At 47.4% G+C, this 20,967-nt stretch carries 11 protein-coding genes; 10 read left to right on the forward strand and 1 reads right to left on the reverse strand.

The window, feature by feature from the left end:
• Window positions 1-49 precede the first annotated feature (49 nt).
• A complete protein-coding gene (locus tag OXH39_07560) occupies window positions 50-853 on the reverse strand; it encodes a LamG domain-containing protein (protein MCY3550302.1) in 804 nt (267 codons plus the stop codon).
• A gap of 687 nt (window positions 854-1,540) precedes the next feature.
• Here OXH39_07560 and OXH39_07565 point away from each other — a divergent pair.
• The 10 genes from OXH39_07565 to OXH39_07610 all read left to right on the forward strand — a co-directional run bounded on the left by OXH39_07565 (window position 1,541) and on the right by OXH39_07610 (window position 20,960).
• Window positions 1,541-3,403 carry a YCF48-related protein gene (locus tag OXH39_07565; GenBank protein ID MCY3550303.1) on the forward strand — a complete coding sequence of 621 codons (1,863 nt, stop codon included), beginning with the start codon at window positions 1,541-1,543 and terminating at the stop codon, window positions 3,401-3,403.
• An 82-nt stretch (window positions 3,404-3,485) separates the two neighbouring features.
• Window positions 3,486-4,886: a TolC family protein gene (locus tag OXH39_07570; GenBank protein ID MCY3550304.1), complete on the forward strand. Its 1,401-nt coding sequence runs from the start codon at window positions 3,486-3,488 to the stop codon at window positions 4,884-4,886.
• A gap of 123 nt (window positions 4,887-5,009) precedes the next feature.
• Window positions 5,010-6,617 (forward strand): efflux RND transporter periplasmic adaptor subunit, encoded by a 1,608-nt coding sequence (locus tag OXH39_07575; protein ID MCY3550305.1) that lies wholly within the window; start codon window positions 5,010-5,012, stop codon window positions 6,615-6,617.
• A gap of 260 nt (window positions 6,618-6,877) precedes the next feature.
• On the forward strand, window positions 6,878-8,392 hold the full coding sequence (locus OXH39_07580) for a hypothetical protein (protein MCY3550306.1): 1,515 nt from the start codon (window positions 6,878-6,880) through the stop codon (window positions 8,390-8,392).
• A gap of 158 nt (window positions 8,393-8,550) precedes the next feature.
• Entirely contained in the window at window positions 8,551-10,515 is a 1,965-nt protein-coding gene (locus OXH39_07585; GenBank protein MCY3550307.1) for a hypothetical protein, read from the forward strand.
• Between the two features lie 120 nt (window positions 10,516-10,635).
• Window positions 10,636-11,694: a PorV/PorQ family protein gene (locus OXH39_07590; protein MCY3550308.1), complete on the forward strand. Its 1,059-nt coding sequence runs from the start codon at window positions 10,636-10,638 to the stop codon at window positions 11,692-11,694.
• 591 nt (window positions 11,695-12,285) lie between these two features.
• A complete protein-coding gene (locus OXH39_07595) occupies window positions 12,286-13,953 on the forward strand; it encodes a T9SS type A sorting domain-containing protein (GenBank protein ID MCY3550309.1) in 1,668 nt (555 codons plus the stop codon).
• Between the two features lie 158 nt (window positions 13,954-14,111).
• A complete protein-coding gene (locus OXH39_07600; GenBank protein MCY3550310.1) occupies window positions 14,112-16,619 on the forward strand; it encodes a T9SS type A sorting domain-containing protein in 2,508 nt (835 codons plus the stop codon).
• A gap of 237 nt (window positions 16,620-16,856) precedes the next feature.
• The gene (locus tag OXH39_07605; GenBank protein MCY3550311.1) at window positions 16,857-19,415 is read left to right on the forward strand and encodes a T9SS type A sorting domain-containing protein; all 2,559 of its coding nucleotides are present in this window, start codon (window positions 16,857-16,859) and stop codon (window positions 19,413-19,415) included.
• A 177-nt stretch (window positions 19,416-19,592) separates the two neighbouring features.
• Window positions 19,593-20,960, forward strand: coding sequence for a redoxin domain-containing protein (locus OXH39_07610; protein ID MCY3550312.1), 1,368 nt, complete (start codon window positions 19,593-19,595; stop codon window positions 20,958-20,960).
• Window positions 20,961-20,967 lie beyond the last annotated feature (7 nt).

Raw genomic sequence — 20,967 nt, forward strand, 5'->3', positions numbered from 1 at the left:
ATAAAAAAAATGGCAGGCAAGGAACAAACCACCTCGCCTGCCGATTGAATTAGTATTGTTGTTTAACGTTTGCCCAAGTAGTTGAGAGTTTGCCCTCAGGTTCGACTGGTGTCAAAAGCAACGCGGAAAGTCCTTTGTCCATCATCATCTGAATCTCATCGGCAGTTAGTGCAACGTTGAAGATAGCAACTTCGTCAATAATTGCGTCGCCGAATCTACCATCACAACAGGTGTCCCTACCGATGAATAGCGGTCCATCGTCAGCATCAATTGGATCGGTATTGATTTCCATTGTGCTCTCTGCCACACCGTCGATGTAGATATTCCACTCACCGGTAGCACTGTCGAAAGTGGTGGTATAGAGATGCCAATCGGTGATGTCGGTTGGTCCGACTTCACCGTCACGCCAGCTACCGGGTTTATTCCAGCAGCCGCTGTTACAAATTGGCCACGAGACGTTTTTGGTGCCTGCGTTGGGATGGATGATATACGCATTCCGTTTTTCGACCATCCAACCGTGCTGATTCCAGTCATCTGTCATGCTTTTAACCCAGAGTGAAACGGTAATAGCATCGGTCGGATTTACGTGTGCTGGGACTTCAACGTAGGCACTTGAGCCATTGAGTTCCAACCCCGAACCGAACACGCCACTCACCCATACTGGATCACCTACCAACGCGGCATCAAGCGCGCTGCTGGAAGAATCTACAGCAACGTCGCCGCTGCCTTCGTCGAACAACCAGAGACCTGTGAGTGTGTCTATCCCAAGTTGTGCGGGAGCAGGAGTGACGAACAGACAGACGCTCAAGATTAAACTGAAGCCTACAAAGGTTAATTGTGTTATAAGTTTCATGAAGATCTCCTAATATCTTTAGATATTTGCGTCTACAAACCGAATTTAACATGTTTGTGAGACGTGTTTAAGCCTAAGTCTGAATTATCATGCCACGAAATTGAACGCGTGTCAATCAAATTTTTGGGCGGTAAAAGTGGTTAGCGGTTGCTAAATCTGCCCCATTTCGTGCAATTTGGCATAAAGTATGCCCAATTTAGGGCAGTGCTTTCTGGACATTCTACCAGAACTCCGATGGGTTGGATATTATTTAGGTAGGCATGAAATTTGCTACGTTTTCAAAGTGAACGTCCCTTTGGATTTTACTATAGAGCTATTTCAGGACTATTTAGTTTTATAGTTTGGAAACCTATTTTCAATGCAAATCCTTGCTACCAATACGCGGGGGGCCCCTTGTAGCATAGGCTGTTAGCCTGTGCATCAATTGACACAACCTAACAGGATACGCTACAAAAGAGAAAACTAAACGAATCTGAGGACTATTTGGTTTTCGGTTGACATAAATTATTAGGGCGTGATATTATATAGGATAAGACGAAGCGTGTAGACTTCAGTTTATAGTTCTTGAACAGATATTGCACGACCTAAAGCGAAGGGCATTGTTTGCAAGCCCAATTTAATGATGTAAGAAGGAGGCTGGCGTACATTCCACACCAAAAGGAGTGGGGTTCGACGCTGTGAAATCTGATGAAACTGAGAGAGCAGATATTATCTATTTTGGTAATCATGCTACTGCTTGCCGCTGCACCGTTCGCGCTTGCACAAAGAACATGGGAGACGGTAAGTGAATCCAAGTGGCAGGCTACCTTTTCCGATGTCTTTTTTGTAGATGCACAACACGGATGGATTGTCGGCAGTAAGGCAACAATTTTACATACCACTGATGGTGGGCAGACCTGGAATCAGCAACCCCTACCACTTGATGCTGAACTAAAGAAAGTCCGCTTTATCAACCCTCAAATTGGCTGGGCTGTTGGTGAAAATGGCACGGTACTAAAGACCACCGATGGTGGGCAAACGTGGATGAAAAAGAATACAGGCACCCGCACCGCACTGTTAGCAGTTTCTTTCGTTGATGAGCAGCATGGCTGGGCAAGTGGAGATGGTGGATTCATCATCAGTACGAAAAACGGTGGCACAACATGGGCACAACAGACGATTGACACCAATAACACCATTGAAGGTATCCACTTTGTGAGTCCACAGATCGGTTGGGCGGCGGGTGGTGGTGGAACACTCCTTCATACCAACGACGGTGGACAGACATGGGGATTCCAGACAAGTGCAACGGTCAACACACTGGATGCCATCTTCATGCTCAGTGATAAAGCAGGATGGGCGGTTGGTGCCGGTGGTGCGGTTGTCGCAACGGTTGACGGTGCCAGTTGGAAAGTGCAAGAGAGCAGCGTCCCGAATTCTAACGGCATGCCTGAACCCGTTTGGGATGTCCACTTTGCTGATGAAAACGTCGGTATCGCCGCTGCGGAATTCGGTGTAATTCTCCGCACAACTGATGGTGGCAAAACGTGGGCACCGCTTGAAACGCGTCCCGTTGCTGCGCGTCTTCAAGGTGTGCACATGATGAGCACAACCGAAGCGTGGATCGTCGGCGATAAGGCAACCATCCTGCACACGGTTGATGGCGGGGACACTTGGGAGGTTATTTCGAGTGCAAGCGAGCTTCGAGCGGTCCATTTTCACAATGATAAACTCGGTTGGGCAGTCGGTGAGGCGGGAAGCGTCTTACATACCAGTGACGGCGGTGAAACATGGAAACCTCAAGATAGTGGAAACGTCTTTGACCTTTACGGGGTCGGGTTTATTAATGAAAACGTAGGTTATGTCGTCGGGACCAACGCTGCATTGGCTGAAACCTTAGACGGTGGCAAAACTTGGGGAGACCTCAGCGATCCGGGGGATGAAGGCCACGGCACAGCGGAACGAATTAAGTTTGAAGGGGACCTGAGTTTTCTAAGTGCCATGGGTTCCTACGCCATGAGTTTTGGGAGTCCTACACACGCGTGGGCGGTCGGTGAAATGGCGAGGGTTATGCACACGATTGATGGCGGTCAAACTTGGCGGAATCAAGATGGTGCCGCTATGTTCGTTAATCTGTATGGTGCTCATTTCATCAATGAAAATGTAGGTTGGGTTGTCGGAGACGCTGGCACTATCTCGAAAACTATGGATGGCGGGCTAACTTGGACACCTACTTCGCAAGGACCAACGTGGAACGATGTTCACGCTATAGATGAACAGACGGCATGGGTGGCAGGCGAACAAGGGGCTATTATGGCGACAAAGGATGGCGGTGTAACATGGATTGACCAAACAGTCCCGACACAAGCCAATCTCAATGCTATTTTATTCCGGGATGCTAACGAAGGTTGGGCAGTTGGGGAAGGTGGAACCATTCTTTACACATCCGATGGTGGTGTAACATGGTTGATACAGGAATCGCCGACGATGAGTAATCTGCGAGATCTCGTCCAAACGCCAAGTGGTCAGCTCTGGGCAATTGGAGATGCCACAACCATTATCCGCTATTAGGGACTATCTACATAACAGGGTGAGCGGGTTCCTATATCCGCTCATCTTCAATTTCATTTGCGTATAGGAGGACACAACTGCAATGAGTCTACTACGGTTCTGTCACTTTATCTGTGCCGGAACCTTTCTATTCTTTCTCATAAATCTCTCCGCTGTAGCACAAGAACCGCAGGTTTTGACCTTAGAGAAAAGTATTGAGATTGCTAAAAAGAACAATCTTGACATTCAGACTGCTGAACAGAACCTTAAAGCTGCTGAGGCACAAGTTCGCACAGCACGCGCAGGACTCTTGCCAAGAATTACAGCGAACGGTAATTACACCTATTTTAAAGATATACAAAAATCGGTCATTCAAGCCGAGGGCGGGTTTGGTTTCCCAATGCCGAACGGAGAAATGGACGGGATGCCACCGCCGAGTGCCGATAATGAGTCTGACTTAATTGAATTGGAATTTGGTGCCCATCACAATGTTCAAGGAACTGTGAATTTAACACAACCTGTCTTCGCGTGGGGACGCTACTACTACGGTTATCAAGCCGCGAAACTCAACTATCAGGCAATGCAGCGTGGTGTTGATGCTGCTTATAATCAGCTCCGCTTAGACGTATCTGAAGCGTTTTATGGTGCATTGGTTGCTCAGGAATTTGTCAGAGTCGCGCAGCAAACCGTCGCGTTGGTTGAAAAACAACTTGGCATCGCGGAGGCATCGCTGGATGCTGGGGCTGCGACTAACTTTGATGTGCTTCGTGCCAAAGTCCAACTTGCAAACGCTAAATCACAACTCATTCGTGCAGAGAACGGGGTCCAAACCGCTAAAAACGCCTATAAGACAGTCCTTAACGTTCCGCTCGCCGAGGACATATCGGTTGAAGGGACACTTGAAATTCCAGACAACGATAAAATACTGGTGTTAGACCTTGACGGACTCATACAACAAGCACTTGAGAACCGTCCTGAAATGCACCGCACGCAATTCAGCGAGCATGCCGCCCAAAAACAGATTGACATTGCCAAAACGCGAAGTCGTCCAGACCTCGCTCTCTTCTCAAACTATCAAATTTCACAGAATGAAAGACTTACCGAAATGAATAGAATTTGGAGTGTCGGTTTCCAAATTAACATCCCAATTTTCGATGGGTTTGCAGCGGGTGCGGCTGTCCAACAGAGTGAGTCTGCTTTAAAACAGGTTCAGTTAGGGGGCGATCAAGTCAAAATTGGTGTTGAATTTGAGGTGCGTGTCGCCTATCTGAATCTTCGGGGTGCGCAGGCTCTTATTGATGTCCAACGTGAAGCCGTTGTCCAAGCACGAGAGAGCGTACGCATTGCCAATCTCCAATTTCAGAACGGGATCATTACGACGGTCGCATTGACCGACACGCAAATCGCACTCGCCCAAGCGGAAGTTAACCGCCTGCAAGCACATCACGATTATGTCGTCGGTTTAGCGAGACTGGAAAAAGCGATCGGACAAGTGCTCCAATAAACATTTGGATTTTATAATCTCAAAAAATGAAACACAGATCCTTGGAATCTAAAGCAAACACAAATTTGGGTCTATTTCCAGATATAAATGTTCCTACAACGTCGGTTGAAGGGAGAAAATAAATTGAAGAAAGTACTGATTGTCATTGTCATAGTATTAGCGATAGCAGCGATTATTGCTATGCCTCGGTTCCTGAAACGTGAAAAGCCTGAAACCCCGCAAACTGCAACCACGGTGCTTAAACCGGTAGAAGTTATAAAAGCAAAGCGGGGAGAGATTCGTTCGGAACTTGAATTGTCTGGGACGATTCAAGCGGAGTCACAAATTAGCGTCTTCCCTAAAATAGCCGGTCGTCTCGTTGTCTTAACTGTGGATGAAGGGGACAGTGTAGAAAAAGGAGCATCGCTTGCGACTGTAGAGCATGAGGAGTTAGAGCTCGCGGTGCAACAAGCGGAAGCAGCACTCGAAGCAGCAGAGACCGCTTATTCACAGGTAAAACAGCTTGCGAAAGTGCGGGTGCGCTCAGAGATCGCGCAAGCAAGAGCGCGGCTCCACGCTGCAGAGATCGCTCTACAACAGGTCGTCGATCTCTCTGAAATCCGGGCAGTCACGCAGATAGAGCAAGCGCAAGCGGCGTTGGAGTCTCTCGTTGCGAATCTTCAGAAAATTAAGAGCGGTGCCCGTGACGAAGATCGGCGGCAGGCACAAGCAGGCTTGAGTCAAGCCGATGCGAATCTTACGAATGCCAGAAGCAATCATGAGCGGATGCTACAACTCTTTCAGAATGGAGCGATTAGCCAACAATCGCTTGAAGGTGCGAAGACGCAGTTAGATATTGCTGTCGCGCAGCATAAGATTGCTACGGAGCAACTTCAGCTGATTGATAACGGCGCACGTGCTGAAGACATCCAAGCAATGGAGGCACAGGTTCAGCAAGCGGAAGCCTCTTTGCGGTTGGCACAGACACAAGCCTCGACAAGAACTTGGGAGAAAGACATTGAACTCGCAAATTCTCAGGTCGAAACGGCACGGGCTGTGCTGACCTCCGCTGAAGCGTTAGAGACTGCAAAAAGTTGGGAAGCAGAGATTACATCGGCGAAAACGGCTCGCACGCAGGCGGACATCGCCCTCAAGCTTGCTCAGAAACGCCTGAGAGATGCCACCATTCACGCCCCGATTTCTGGTGTTATCTCTAAACGCCATCTTGATTTAGGAGGCATGGCACTTCCAGCAGCACCGCTTTTCGAGATTGTTAATATTGATACTGTCAAAGCCACTGTTGATGTGATTGAAGCACACTTGAACCAATTGGCACTCAATCAGCAGGCACTAATAGAGGTTGATGGTATAAGTATCCAGATGTCCGGTCGTGTTGTCTTTATCAGTCCGACTTTGATGCCAGCCCGTCGCACAGCGACTGCTGAAATCGGGATTGACAATCCAGACGGAACTCTTAAACCGGGGATGTTCGCGAAAGTTACCATCCCTGTCAAGGTCCATGAGGATGCGATTCTCATCTCGCGTGCTTCTCTCATTGAGGATGCTGACACAAAGACGCAGAACGTTTTCGTTATTGAAAACGGAATAAGTCAACGTCGTGCTGTGGAAATAGGGCTTTTACGTGATGGGGAGGCTGAAGTTCTCAACGGACTTGCTGAGGGTGAAGCCGTCGTCGTTGCTGGACAACATTCTCTGAAACAGGGAGAGAGCGTTAGGGTCGTCAATCCTTAGTGTTCCTATATTGGTGCTAACGAGCACCAATATAGACAGTTTTGCAAGGGCAGTTTGAGAAAGTGCTTGATAAATTAACGAAGTTAGCGTAATATGATGTAGCAAACGCGTTTTACCTTCGTGACACTGCGGATATTTCAAAGAGATGTGCCATGTCAAGCGAGTCTGGGCGAGACCTATTTTATTGGGGTTTCCGTTCTGAGTTTGAAAAAGGGGTTACCAATAGCATCACTACAGAGAATTCCTGATTGGAAAGACAGATGAAAGTTGAACAACTCTACGGTCCCAGAGTGAAATCCTTTCAGGTTCTTGAGCTGGAGTATCTTTTACAGGAGGATTCTCCTGAGCTTTTCTTTTCTTTTGGTTTACAAAAGAGTGGACAGGTGATTGTCACCTGTGCGCCAGCGAGGCTCGACATCATGGGCGGCATCGCTGACTACTGCGGCGCGAATGTCTTTGAAATGACGCTCAACCGGACGGCAATTGCCGCATGTCAAGCCAGAGAGGATAGAAACCTCTGTGCTGTCACACTCCGAGCAGGGGTGCGGTTCAACCCCAACTTTCATTTATCGCTTGATAGTTTTTATACCGATGGCACTCTCAAAACGTATTCACAGGTTCAAGAACATTTCAAGGAAGAACCGGGAGCTGAGTGGGTAGGATACGTACTCGGCGCGTTTTACGTACTCCTCAAGGAACGGAAGATAGATCAATTTCCGCACGGTGCCACAATAGTTATTAAAAGTAATATTCCGGTCGGTGGTGGTGTCGCGTCCTCTGCGGCTGTTGAAGTGGCTGCGTTGATGGCAATTGATCGACTCTATGGTTTGGAGTTAAGCGCGCTGGAAATAGCGCGCCTTGCACAAATCGTTGAGAATCGGATTGTTGGTGCCCCTTGTGGTATCATGGATCAGGTGACCGTTGCTGCAGGCACGTCAACAAAGATTCTCTCGATTCTCTGTCAGCCTGACAAAATTCTTGAATCGGTCTCGTGTCCGTCAAACGTGAGTTTTGTCGGTATCTATACGAGCGTACACAGGAGCACAACGAGCACTGCCTATATTGACACGCGCACTGGGGCTTTTATGGGGTTGACGATCCTCAAGGCGGCTTTTTCATCGGAAGCTAAACTTGATTCCGCTGAAGGCGACCGTGCTGAAAAAATATCCGAGGCGTTAGCGGATAACTATCTATGCAATCTTTCTGTAGAAGTATTTCGCGAGCAGTGTGAACACTTGTTACCTGAACAGATGCATGGCGCAGAATTTCTTGAGAAGTACGGGGAAACTGTTGATACTGTTACACAGGTTGATCCACAGAAGGTATATCCTATCAGGAGCCGAGTACAGCACGCGGTTTACGAAAACGCACGTGTCAAACGATTTATTGCCGCTATAAAAAGTGCCGATAAGGATCCAGATAACATACAGGACTACCTTAGAGAAGCCGGTAGTCTTATGTACGAATCGAATGATAGTTACCGCGATCGGGCGGGGCTCGGTTCACTCGAGGTTGATGGGCTTGTCAACATTGCACGAAAGATTGGAGAGCAAGGGGGTATCTACGGTGCTAAAATTACCGGTGGCGGCGGCGGTGGCACTGTTGCCCTACTGTGTCACGGTAATGTGGAGAACTCCCTGACACAAATCCTCGCGGCTTACAAACTTGCTTGGGGAATTGATGGCGAACTCATCCGCGGTGGCACCGCTGGCGCGTTTGAGTTTGGTCATATCCTCTGGGAATTGAAAGAACTTGAACCGCCTACACATTTTTAACGAATAGTTATCAGTACTCAGGGCGGTTGCATTGCAACCTTTCGGCTTTCGGAAGGACTCTGCGGATAAATGTGCTATTTCTGTAAGAAGCATATTCAATGACCAGAAGTCCACCGATTGCTGGCGGCTGATAGCCGACTGCTGTAAAGAAAGTGAAAATGGAGCAAAACTTAGACAGGCAAGACCAGCACCGTGGAATCGGTGTCACATGGCGTGCTATACTAATCGCTATTTTCTTAATCCCACCTAACGTCTTTTGGGTTATTGAAGTTGAGTGTGTCTGGCATTCTGGGCACCCGACGACCATCTCCCTGTTCTGGAACGTCGTTCTCAACATCTTTTTCCTGATCTTGATAAATCTCTTCCTGAAGCGTGTCGCGCCGCGGTCAGCATTGACACAGGGTGAGCTGATCACTATCTACGCGATGCTCTCTATCGCGTCTGGCTTGGCTGGTCATGATACGTTAGCCTTGACAATCCCAGCACTTCCGCACGCCTTCTGGTTCGCAACAATTGAGAACGATTGGGCGGATATGTTTCACAGTTATATCCCACAACATCTCGTTGTCGCGGATAGAGAGCTTATCCGGGGATTTTACGAAGGCAACACACCCTTCTATAATGCTAAAATTGGTGGGGCATGGATAATGCCCACTTTGTGGTGGACATCGCTTATTATCGCCCTCGGCACCATCATGATTTGTGTGAATGTGCTGATTCGGAAACAGTGGACAGAACATGAGAAATTGGCGTATCCGATCATCCAACTCCCGATGGCAATTACAGAAAGAGGCGGAGCCGCGCAGCTTTTCCGAAGTCGTATTCTATGGTATGGGTTTATCATCGCTGCAGTGATAAATGTCTGGCACGGTTTAGCACACTTTTTCCCTGTCCTACCGGATTTCAGTGTTCGTCATAACGCACGGAATTGGGGCACATTTTTTACCGAAAAACCGTGGAATGCTGTCGGTGGTATTCCGGTGCCGCTCTACCCTTTTGTAATCGGCTTAGGATTTCTTTTACCACTTGATTTGTCCTTTTCTATGTGGTTTTTCTACCTCTTTGAGAAGGCACAACGGGTTTTCGGTAGTGCACTCGCAATTCCAGCACCGTTCCCGTACGGTAGTGAACAGTCCATCGGCGGTTGGATGGCGATCTTTGTGATTGCCATTCTTGTAACCCGTAGGCACATTGCAAATGTCGTGCGCACGATCTTAGGCATGCCCGGTAGCATTGATGACTCACAAGAGCCTATCCGTTATCGTACGGCACTCCTACTTATTGTTGTTTCGAGTCTCTATATCATCTGGTTCTGTCTGAAAGCGGGAATGACGCTCCCAATTATTCTCCCGTTCTTTGCCTTTTTCTCTGCCATTTCGATTGCTATCACGCGCGTTCGGGCGGAACTAGGTCCTCCCGCACATGAGATGGCAGGCATGTGTAACGCGCAACAGTTCTTAATTAATATCTTGGGGACACGCCGTATCGGACCAAATAACCTGACAGTTTTCCCTTACTTTTGGTTTTTCAGCGGACGTGGATATCGCGAACACATCATGCCGCATCAGCTCGAAGCGTTCAAGATGGCAGAACGGGCAAATATGAACACGAAACGGTTGGTACTTGCGATGATTATTGCTGTCATACTTGGATCCCTTGCATCATTTTGGGCAACGCTCAGCGAACTCTATCGTCTCGGTGGTGCAATTACAGGTGCAGGCGGTGGTATTGGACCCTCTGTTGGGCATATCGGTCAATTCGGCTGGCTTGCTGGTCTGTTCGCTTTCCCACGTGACCCAGACATCCCCGCGATGGGTTTCATGGCAGGTGGCATGGGCTTCACCTTCTTCCTCATGGTGATGCGGATGCGTTTTATTTGGTGGCCCCTCCATCCAGCGGGTTATCCTATCTCCATGACGGGTGGCGTTGGCTACTTTTGGAGTTGCTTGGTCATCAGTAGTTTTCTGAAATGGTTGGCACTCCGATTCGGAGGGCCGGGGACCTATCGGACGATGGTGCTCTTCTTCTTCGGTGTTATTCTCGGTGAATACTGTGTTGGCGCGTTCTGGAGTGTTTTAAGCGTCATCATTCGTGAACCTATCTACGACTTCGCGCCGGGGTAGAAAATTGTAAAGTGTGCTAAAATGCCTAAGGTTGACGAGGCGATCAGACAATAACTTGCAAACTTTAGCTTCACTTTTAAACTTAGAAACTCTATCTCGCCGATAATCATTTAGAATTTAATGATAAAATTTCGACTGATTTACCTCTATCTTTTAATAGCAAGTTTCATTCCGGCGATGACATGCATCGCTGCTGATGAAGGCGCGCATGCCGCCGAATTTCTCAGTCACGGTGTAGGCGCACGCGCTTTAGGAATGGGAAGCGCGTTCGTTGCTATTGCTGACGATGCAACAGCGACCTACTGGAACCCCGCCGGGCTTACCAAAGTCAAGAAGCATAGTTTCTCTGCCATGTATTCCGATACCTTTAGCACAGGGGATGGAAGTTGGTTGAGCAGGGGTTTGGTTACCTATAATTTCCTTAACTACGTCTATCAAATTGAAGATATCGGCAGTGTCGGTTTAAGCTGGATTCGGCTCGGTGTTGATGATATACCGCGCACGACCTTCATTGATGTCAACAATAACGGCTTTCTCGGCGATTTTCAGGACAAAAACGGCAACGGCATTAAAGATGAGGGTGAACCTTTTATCGACAAACCTGAAGTCGCTGAGTATTTCAACAATACCGATAACGCCCTCCTTATTTCTTATGCTCGCCAGGTCCACCCAATGGTATCTGTCGGCGGCAACCTCAAACTCCTCAACCAATCCATTTTTGAGAACAGCGGAAACGGTTTCGGGATTGACATCGGTCTGATTGCGGAACCCTACAAAGGGGTCCGAGTCGGTGCCATGTTATTGGATGCGACAGGCACGCAAGTCCGCTGGGATACTCCAGAGAAGCCGACGTTTACCCGCACGCGCCGACTCCGAATCGGCGCAGCTTACCATTTTACTGTGCCGCGCCTCGGTAAAGGGGCGATTGGGGCGGATTTTGAAACCGACCAAGCGGATCTGGAAATGGGCGGTGGCGGAGGAGGAATTGTCCCACGCATTGGCGCGGAATACTGGCTCTTCAATACCCTCGCACTCCGTGGTGGTTGGAATGGACATGGACTGTCGGCAGGTGCTGGACTCCGCTTGCGGATAAATGCTATGTCGTTTTTTGTCAACTACGCTTTCAATACCCACACCCTCGGCGGTTCACAACGCATCTCTGTCTCTGGGGAATTCTAACTTTAATCCGAGCTCTGTCCAAAGAATTATGGGGTTCGCTGTCATTTCCTCGAAAGTCATAAAGCTGCCTCTTACCTTAGCGTCATAACAATACTCACCCCGCTTAAGTCCGGTAGATGAGATTCCCAACCTCGCTGAGACTCTACCTATTGCTGAGAAAAGTTCCTCCATTTACAGTCTGTAATATTCTCTATACTCCGCCTTACCCTAATGTATTTAGTGGTTCTAAAATCTACTATAACCTAAGTTGCCACCTTTGTAGCACAATCTAGCAGTTTGCACTACAAAACCTCCGCGGATAATGGACAACCTTCGATGAAAACGGTGTCTGCATACCTAAAATCCTGTCAGTAGCAACTTGGGTTATATTTATGAGATATGCTTACAAATTTTATTTGATATCTAAGTGGAAGTAATATATAATTAAGTCATTATAGCGCATTATTAATAAATTAATTTAAATATATATTATTTGCTTATATATGATATAATACGTTTAAATAGGGTGTCTCGCTTAGATGGCAACGTAGGTTACTTGTAACTACTGTATTTTACGGCACAAATCAAGATGTATAGAAAAGGAGTTTCAAAATGCGCGTCACATGTTTGTTTTTAATAGTAACTGTTTTGCTGCAGTTTGCTTTGCAGACGCAAGCGGCTCAACCAGAGATAGGCGTAATCTATTTTCGTCCAAGTGACCGGACCGCTCCGTCGGATATAGATAGCAAAATAGATACGTTAGTCAAAGCCGCTCAGACGGCTTACTCCAACGAGATGACAGCGGACGGATACAGTGGAAAAACCTTTAAGTTTCAGAAAAATGATGATGATACGGTGAAGGTGAATCACGTAACAGGTGATCACGACAACGCACATTATTTGGAGGCAGACGGGTGGGATATTTGGGCAGAAATTACAACGGCTGGGTTCGACCAGTCGAAAAATATCTACATTGCTTTTTTGGATTTCAGCAGCGGAACTGTTGATGGTGGTTGGTGTGGCACCGGTGGTGATTATCTGGATGGCAGCCTCGGTGGTGCCGTCAATATGGCAATTGCTTCGGGTTGTTTTGACGGGAATCACGGCACTGCGATACTTGTCCACGAACTCGGACATGCTTTCGGTTTGCGCCACGATTACCGCAACCATCCGGACTACAGCATAAATTTGGTTGACAACGATCCGATGGTTACATCTGCGTGTGCGACCAAATGGTTAAGTGGTCATCCCTACTTCAACGATTATACGACCACGCCTGCTGGATCTACAACGATTAGTATAGGGACACCGAGCATATCCGGCTCCGAGGTTACTGTTACCTTCACGATAACGGATGATGATAGTCTCCATCAAGCACATTTCTTTGAGACAGTCACCGACAGTTACGGTGCTGGCTTCGATGATCTCAGTCTACTTGATTGTGAGGACTTAAGTGGTACCAGTGATACTGCTACATTCACCACGAGTGCATTGGAATCGACCACTACGTCGGTATCGATTCGGGTTATGGATGCACTCGGACGCGCCACAGAGCACCTATTCTCAGTTGATCTTTCCGATTTGTCGCAGACCTCGGGGAGTGTTAGCACACAGAGCATGAGCACACAGAGTGTAAGCACACAGAGTATTAACACGGGTGAACAACGTTCGATGGATGTGAATGGGGACGGGACAGTTGACATTAAGGATGTGAATCAAGTTGTCTCTAAATTTAACCAGACAGGGAATCTTCCAGAAGATATAAACGGAGATGGTATTGTCAATATTGTGGACATCACTTTAGTCGCTCAAGAAGCGGGTGCGAACCCGGGGGCACCTTCTATATCGCCCCGCGGTTTAGAGAACGCTCTTACGCGTGCGGAGGTGGAAAAATGGTTGCATGAGGCGCGACAGATGAACCTGAAGGATCCTGAGTTCCAGCGGGGTATCTTAGCATTGGAACAATTCCTCGTTGCGTTGATGCCGAAGAAAACGATGCTATTGCCGAACTACCCGAACCCGTTCAATCCAGAAACATGGATACCCTATCAACTCAGCGAAACCGTTGAAGTTGCGATTAGCATCTATGATGTGTCAGGTAACGTTGTCCGTTCATTGGATTTAGGGCATCAGGTACCGGGGTTCTATCATAGCCGTTCAGAGGCTGCGTATTGGGATGGTCGTAACAATCTCAATGAGCGTGTGGCTTCTGGTATCTATTTCTATCACATTCAAGCAGGAGAGTTCTCAGCAACCCGCCGCATGCTGATTCTGAAGTAATCTTTCAGCCAACCGACTGGATGTGAAGACGCAGGGGTTCCTGTGTCTTCGCATCAAACACTTACACTTTGTTTCGCCAACCAGTTTCCCATAATTACTTTCTCCTCACAAGGTTTCGTCAATCTCCAAACCGGGACTTATCACAAAGGAAATTTAGAATGCAATTCGCACGCTTATTTGTTACGGTGCTTGTTTTACTGCAGTTTGCACTCTGCCTTCTTGCAGAAGCCGTTACGACGCTTCCGCATGGTGACGCTATCTACGCTGTGGAATTTCACCCAACAGATAGTTCTCAATTTGTCAGTGCCAGTGATGATCACACTGTTAAACTGTGGAATTTACGGGAGAAACTCGTAACAACGTTCAGCGGACACACGGACAAAGTCAATGCTGTAGCATTTTCCCCTGACGGAGAAACCCTTGTCAGTGGCAGTGATGATAAGACCTTCAAATTGTGGAGTGTTCCGCAGCAGCAACACATCGCCACACTTGAACATGTTCCTATCGCCAATCGCCCGGTGTCGATCGTCACTTCTGTAGCGTTTACTCCAGACGGAAATTCACTTGGGACTGCGGGATATAAGACTGTCAAATTCTGGAATGTGAGTGACTGGACCGAGTCCGGAACACTTCAACATGATGATTGGGTGTCCGCAATAGTTTTCTCTCCAGATGGGGAACGCCTCGCTACCGTAGATGGGAAGAAAATAAAGATTTGGGATGTTTTAACTCAGACGCATACGACCACACTGACAGCCGATGCGGACTGGGTGGGTGCTATCACCTTTTCACCAGATAGCGGCACCTTTGCGGCTGCAGGCGCATCGGGGCAAATCACGTTATGGTCTGTGCCCGATTGGACCGTTCTCGGCAGAATTAACGCCTATGGTTCGGTCTCTGACCTTGCCTTTTCTCCTGATGGGAAGACGCTCGCGAGTGCGGGTAACGGTGTAAAACTTTGGTCGGTTAAGACTGGTGCAGCACTTGTCTCTTTGACAGAACACACCGGTCAAGTTATAGGAGTTGCTTACTCGTCTGACGGAACTGCCATCGTGAGTGGTGGACTTGAGGACGGAATGGTTCACTTCGTGGAGTTTGAGACATTAGAATTAGCCCAACCCGATGTCGTCCGCCTCATCTATTTTCTGCCAAGTGACCGCACTGCTCAATTGGATATAGATAGCAAGATAGAGGCATGGGTCAAAGGTGCTCAGACGTTTTTCGCCGACACGATGGAAAAACATGGATACGGTAGAAAAACCTTTACGTATGAAACGGATGAGAGTGGCAAAGCGGTGGTGCATCATATCGCAGGGGAATTCATGGATGCGTATTATGATCAGCAGGACAAGTGGATAATTTGGGACGAAATCAGAGAAGCAGGATTCGACCCGTCACAAAATATCTACATTGCATTTATGGATTTCAGCGAAGTACTTGATGGTCTTCACTGTGGTACGGGTGGTAATTGGGCTCATGGTGGTGTCGTAAATCTCATCGCCTCTGAAGAATGTTTGGATGGAGATTTTGGACTTTGGTTGGCAGTCCATGAAATCGGACACGCTTTTGGATTGCAACATGATTACCGCAACCATTCGGACCACACTGGAGATTTAATGGTTGCCGAGAATGATCTGATGGTTTCCTCTGCTTGTTCCGCTGAATGGTTAGATGCCCATCACTACTTCAACGCCGAGACACCCTTCTTCAATGAGCCTACAACGATTGAAATGTGGCCCCCTCGCGCAGTTGACCGGGCGGGAATCCGTCTCCGATTTACAATAACGGATCCTGATGGTCTTCATCAGGCACGACTCCTTTCTACAAAATTAGAGGAAGACTACTTTGCAGGTAGAGATTACTTAGAAGAGCAAGACTACTCAGATGAATACATTCTTGATTGTAAATCCTTAAGTGGCAGCAGGACCACTGCCACATTCATCATGACACAACTGGCACCGGACAATGACACTGTGGTTCTTCGGATTATAGATGTGAATGGAAACTTCACGGAGGGCAGATTTCCAATTGATACAACCTCTCTGTCGCGGTACCTGGAGGATGTGAACGGGGATGGCACAGTTAATATCCAAGATTTGGTACTGGTTGCCGGAAACTTTGGACAGACTGGTCAAAGCGTCGCGGATGTAAACGAAGACGGAGTCGTGAATATTCAAGACCTCGTTTTAGTCGCTGGGGCATTTGGTAGAGATGCGGCTGCACCTTCTGTATGGCATCGCGATCTGGAAATTATTCCGACACAGGCAGAGGTGCAGCAGTGGTTGCGTGAGGCACAGCAAGTGAACCTGACAGATCCTGCTTTCCAGCGCGGTATCTTAGCATTGGAACAACTCCTTGTTGCGTTAACACCAAAAGAGACTATACTGTTACCTAACTACCCAAATCCATTCAATCCAGAGACGTGGATCCCGTATCGACTTGCAGTGCCTGCGGATGTTACTGTGTCCATCTATTCCTCAAGTGGAAGGTTGGTTCGGACGTTAGAGTTTGGGCATCAATCAGTAGGCATTTATGAATCCCGTAGCCGTGCGGCGTATTGGGATGGCAGAAATTCGTTGGGTGAACGAGTGGCGAGTGGTGTGTATTTCTATACGTTAACAGCAGGCGACTTCACTGCGACGCGGAAGATGCTAATCCGGAAGTAACATACCTGTAAAATTTCCTTCTAATAATTTGACTTTTCATAGGTTTTATGGTATATTCCAACCAATCAAAGTTGGAGTCTTATCATAAAACATTTTGCCAAAATCCACACGACAAAAGAAGAACAAACATTAGGGGCGTTATTAAGGCTTACTGAACCTAATGGACGTTTTCGCTTGCCAACTTGATTCCAGCTACTTAGGATCGGCAATTCACTAACAAAAAGGAAATTTAAGTCTATGAAAACAGCATTTTTTTCTGTGTTGACAATTCTTTGTGTGATAACTCTATTTTTCTCTTACAACAGTTTTGCGGAAGATTCACCACAATGGCATCTGCCCGAAGGTGCTACTGCGCGTCTTGGTAAAGGTTGGTTATATGAAATTCAGTATTCACCCGATGGTACACGGTTTGCTGCTGCAGGTACCCTCGGTGTTTGGATTTATAATACCGCAACCAACAAAGAAATATCGCTCTTTCCCGGATACGGGGTTGGCGTTTCGGCATTAGCATACTCCCCCGATGGAAACATACTCGCCAGTGGAAGTGCCTACGGGAGCATCCGCTTGTGGGATACTAAAACGGGTGAGGTCTTACACACCCTTGATGAACACAACAGGAGCGTCCGCAGCCTCGTTTTCAATTCCGATGGTTCTGTACTCGCGAGTGGCAGCAGAGATGATACGATCCGTCTATGGAACCCCGACACCGGCGAACTCCTGAAAACGCTTGAGGGTCATACGGAAGGGGTCAATAGTGTCGCTTTTAGTGCTGATGATGGCACGATTATCAGTGCAAGTCGAGACGATACCATCGGTATATGGGATGTTGCTACGGGTGAACTGCAGCAAACGCTTGAAGAACATCGGGATAATGTCGCGAGTGTTGTAATCAGCCCTGATGGGGCAACCCTCGCCAGCGGTGATTTGAACGCGATTATCTACCTATGGGATACAACGACCTGGACAATCAGAGAGACGCTTCTTGGACATACGTCTCATATCTATGACCTGAAATTTAGTCCGGACGGTAGTTTTCTGGCGAGTGCAAGTGAGGATGACACCGTCCGATTGTGGGACGCTGCCACAGGCAACCCCTTAAACATGCTTTCCGATCATACTGCTGATGTCTTTGGACTTGCCTTTACGCCAGATGGATCGGTGCTTACCAGTGGCGCGTGGGATGCTTCAATACGTTCGTGGAATCCTGTAACAGGCGAACATCTGGAAACTATCACAGGGCATACGGATGCTGTCGCCAGCGTTACCTTTAGTGCTGATGGTAGGATCCTTGCCACCCGGAGTTGGGATAAAACCATCCGACTCTGGGATGCCGATACAGGTGAACTTCGGCATACCCTCATTGGGCACCAAGATGATGTTGATGTTGTTGTCTTTGCCCCTGATGGTAAAACACTCGCGAGTGGTAGCCAAGACAACACCGTCCGTTTATGGGATGCTATCACGGGTGAACACGTAAAGACGCTCAGAGGACATTATTCCTATCTGATAAGTCTTGCGTTCAGTCCGGATGGAAGTATCTTGGCGAGTGGTAGTGAGGACGACAGCATCCGTTTGTGGGATGTTGCTACAGGTCAATATATCGGAGGATTGTGGGAGCATGAAGCAGGTGTCGAAACGCTTGCGTTCAGTCCGGATGGTACTATGCTCGCCAGTGGCAGTCGTGACGATAGGATTATCTTGTGGGATATCAAAACACGTGAAGTTGTACACACTATCAGTGAACATGAGGACGATGTTTGGGCAGTTGCGTTCAGTCCGGATGGCAAAAAGCTTGCAAGTGGTGGGCGCGACAAGGTCTCCTTATGGGATGTTGCTACGGCAGAACTTCTACAGACATTTCGTAGACCCATTGCTCGCGAAGAACCGGTGGACGCACCGGAGGAATTGACAGGGGACGTGCCTACAGACCTTCCGGCAAATGCTACAAGTATTGTTTTTAGCCCTGATGCTAAAGTCCTTGTCAGTGGAAGTTACGACAGAACCATTCGGTTGTGGAACATTGCCACGGGCGAACAGCTTAGAACACTTGAAGGACATTCATATTCTATTACGAGTGTCGCTGTTAGTTCTGGTAGTACCACGATTGCGAGTGGAAGTGTTGACGGAACAGTCCTCTTATGGGCATTTCCTGACGTAATGATTGCCACCGCGATTTTGGGCGACTTGAATGGCGACGGTATGGTCAATATCCAAGATATAATGCTGATTGCAGCCAGTTTCGGGACATCTGGTGAGAACGATGCCGATCTGAACGGCGATGGTGTTGTCAACGTGCTGGATCTCGTTCTGATTGCAAATGCATTGGGGAACGCTGCGGGGGCACCTTCTGCACACGCGTTATCGGCGGCACAGGTGGAGCAGTGGTTACGTCTCGCCAAACGAGAAGCGTCACGAACGATCCAAACTTCAGACTTCCCAGATCGTTTCTCTTATGAGCGAGGGATTCTGGTGCTGGAGCAGCTTTTGAAAACGTTGGCTCCGCAAGAAACAGTGTTGCTTGCCAACTATCCGAATCCGTTTAACCCAGAGACATGGATACCGTATCAATTGGCACAGCCGGCTGATGTTAGTATTTCCATCTATTCTGCGGATGGAAAATTGGTTCGGACATTGGAATTAGGACACCAGCCAATAGGTATCTATGAATCTCGGAGCCGTGCGGCATATTGGGATGGACGTAATGCAGTAGGTGAATCCGTTGCAAGTGGTGTCTATTTTTATACGCTAACAGCAGGCGATTTCACCGCAACACGCAAGATGTTGATACGAAAGTAAGCTGTTCCAAAGCATAGAAACTTCTCAGGGGAAGGCTGCTAAGCCTTCCCCTATTTTTGTCTCTAAAAGTGCATCCATTGATGTGTAACAACGAATCAGGGCGTTTTTGTGAGAGACTGATTTTTCAGTCACTTTTGATATTTTTGTACTCAAAACATCGCACAATGGAGGAATTTAATGAATTTGGGTTTATTGTTTACTTCTGCAATTTCTGCAATAACAGAAACCGAAATGGATGCTCCCAAAATCCGAGTACACTTTGAGGATGAACCCTTCTTAACGGAACAGGAATCCAAAAACCTGAAAACTTGCACGCAAAATCTGGTAGCACTCGGAAAAGCACTGCAAACTTATGAAAAGGAACAGGGTGATTTTCCAGAGTGGCTTTCAGAACTTCATCCAAAGTTTTTGACAAATCCCAATGCATTGATCTGTCCCGCAGATGAAGAACAAGGTGTGCCAATTTTGCCCTATAACACAGACCCGAATCTTCCTGTAAGTTACAACTATGATTGCGACCCAGAATATTATCAGCGATGGCTAAAAAAAGAACGTCATGTCTATAACGACGCAAACCCGATTGTCCGATGTCCACATCATGTAAACCCCGATTCAGATTCTACATTTTTGTCAAATTTGTATGTAAACCTAAGCTTTTCCAACACCATTTATTTATCAGAAGGGGATTGGAGGAAACATCCAATAAAAATGTACGGAAGCCTTGAAGCAGCAATCGTTGGATATGAAAAAGCACTTCAACTCGTACCTGAAGACCCTGATTTTTTTTGCCTCTATTCTGAACTTATTCGTCTGTATGTTAGAGCCGAAGAAGAAAAAGATGCTAAAAACCTCATTGATCGTTTCAAATCCGTCATGAAACCGCATGATGAAAACATCATGCGGTTCCGAGACTATTGGACCTTTGTTGACCTGCTTAAGGTAATCGGAAGGCATGAGGGAGCACTCCAACTTTTACGAAATCTTGAAAAGACTGAACACGATAATCCGTTTATTCGGAGTGTCTTTAGGGAAATTGCCATGATTTATGAAGAACAAGGCAACGCTAAACAGGCAAAAGTGTATTTTCTCAAAGCCGACGCAAGATTAGGAATGATTGGAAAGTTGGCACCTGACTTCTCAGCAACAGACATTGATGGCAATCTGATTTCCCTTAAAGACTATCGCGGCAAAGTCGTATTACTCGATTTTTGGTCAACCACATGCGGACCGTGTATCGCAGAAATGCCAAATGTAAAAAAGGTTTACGACGCATATAAGGGTATGGGATTCGATGTAATAGGGGTTAACCTTGACGATGATGAAGCGAAGTTGCACGAATTTCTAAAAGTGTGTGACCTTCCTTGGCGACAAATTTTTACCGGAGAAGGATGGGAAACCCCAATTAGGAAACAGTACAACGTGCGCGGTATTCCATCGCCATGGCTTATTGATGGAGAGGGAAAAATAATATCTTATCAAGCCAGAGGAGTGGCGTTAAAAAAACTGGTTGATGAAGCAGTAAAAGAGAAATATAGTGGGATGTAAAACGACG

The sequence above is a fragment of the Candidatus Poribacteria bacterium genome (assembly GCA_026702755.1).
In the GTDB taxonomy this organism is placed as follows: Bacteria; Poribacteria; WGA-4E; order WGA-4E; family WGA-3G; genus WGA-3G.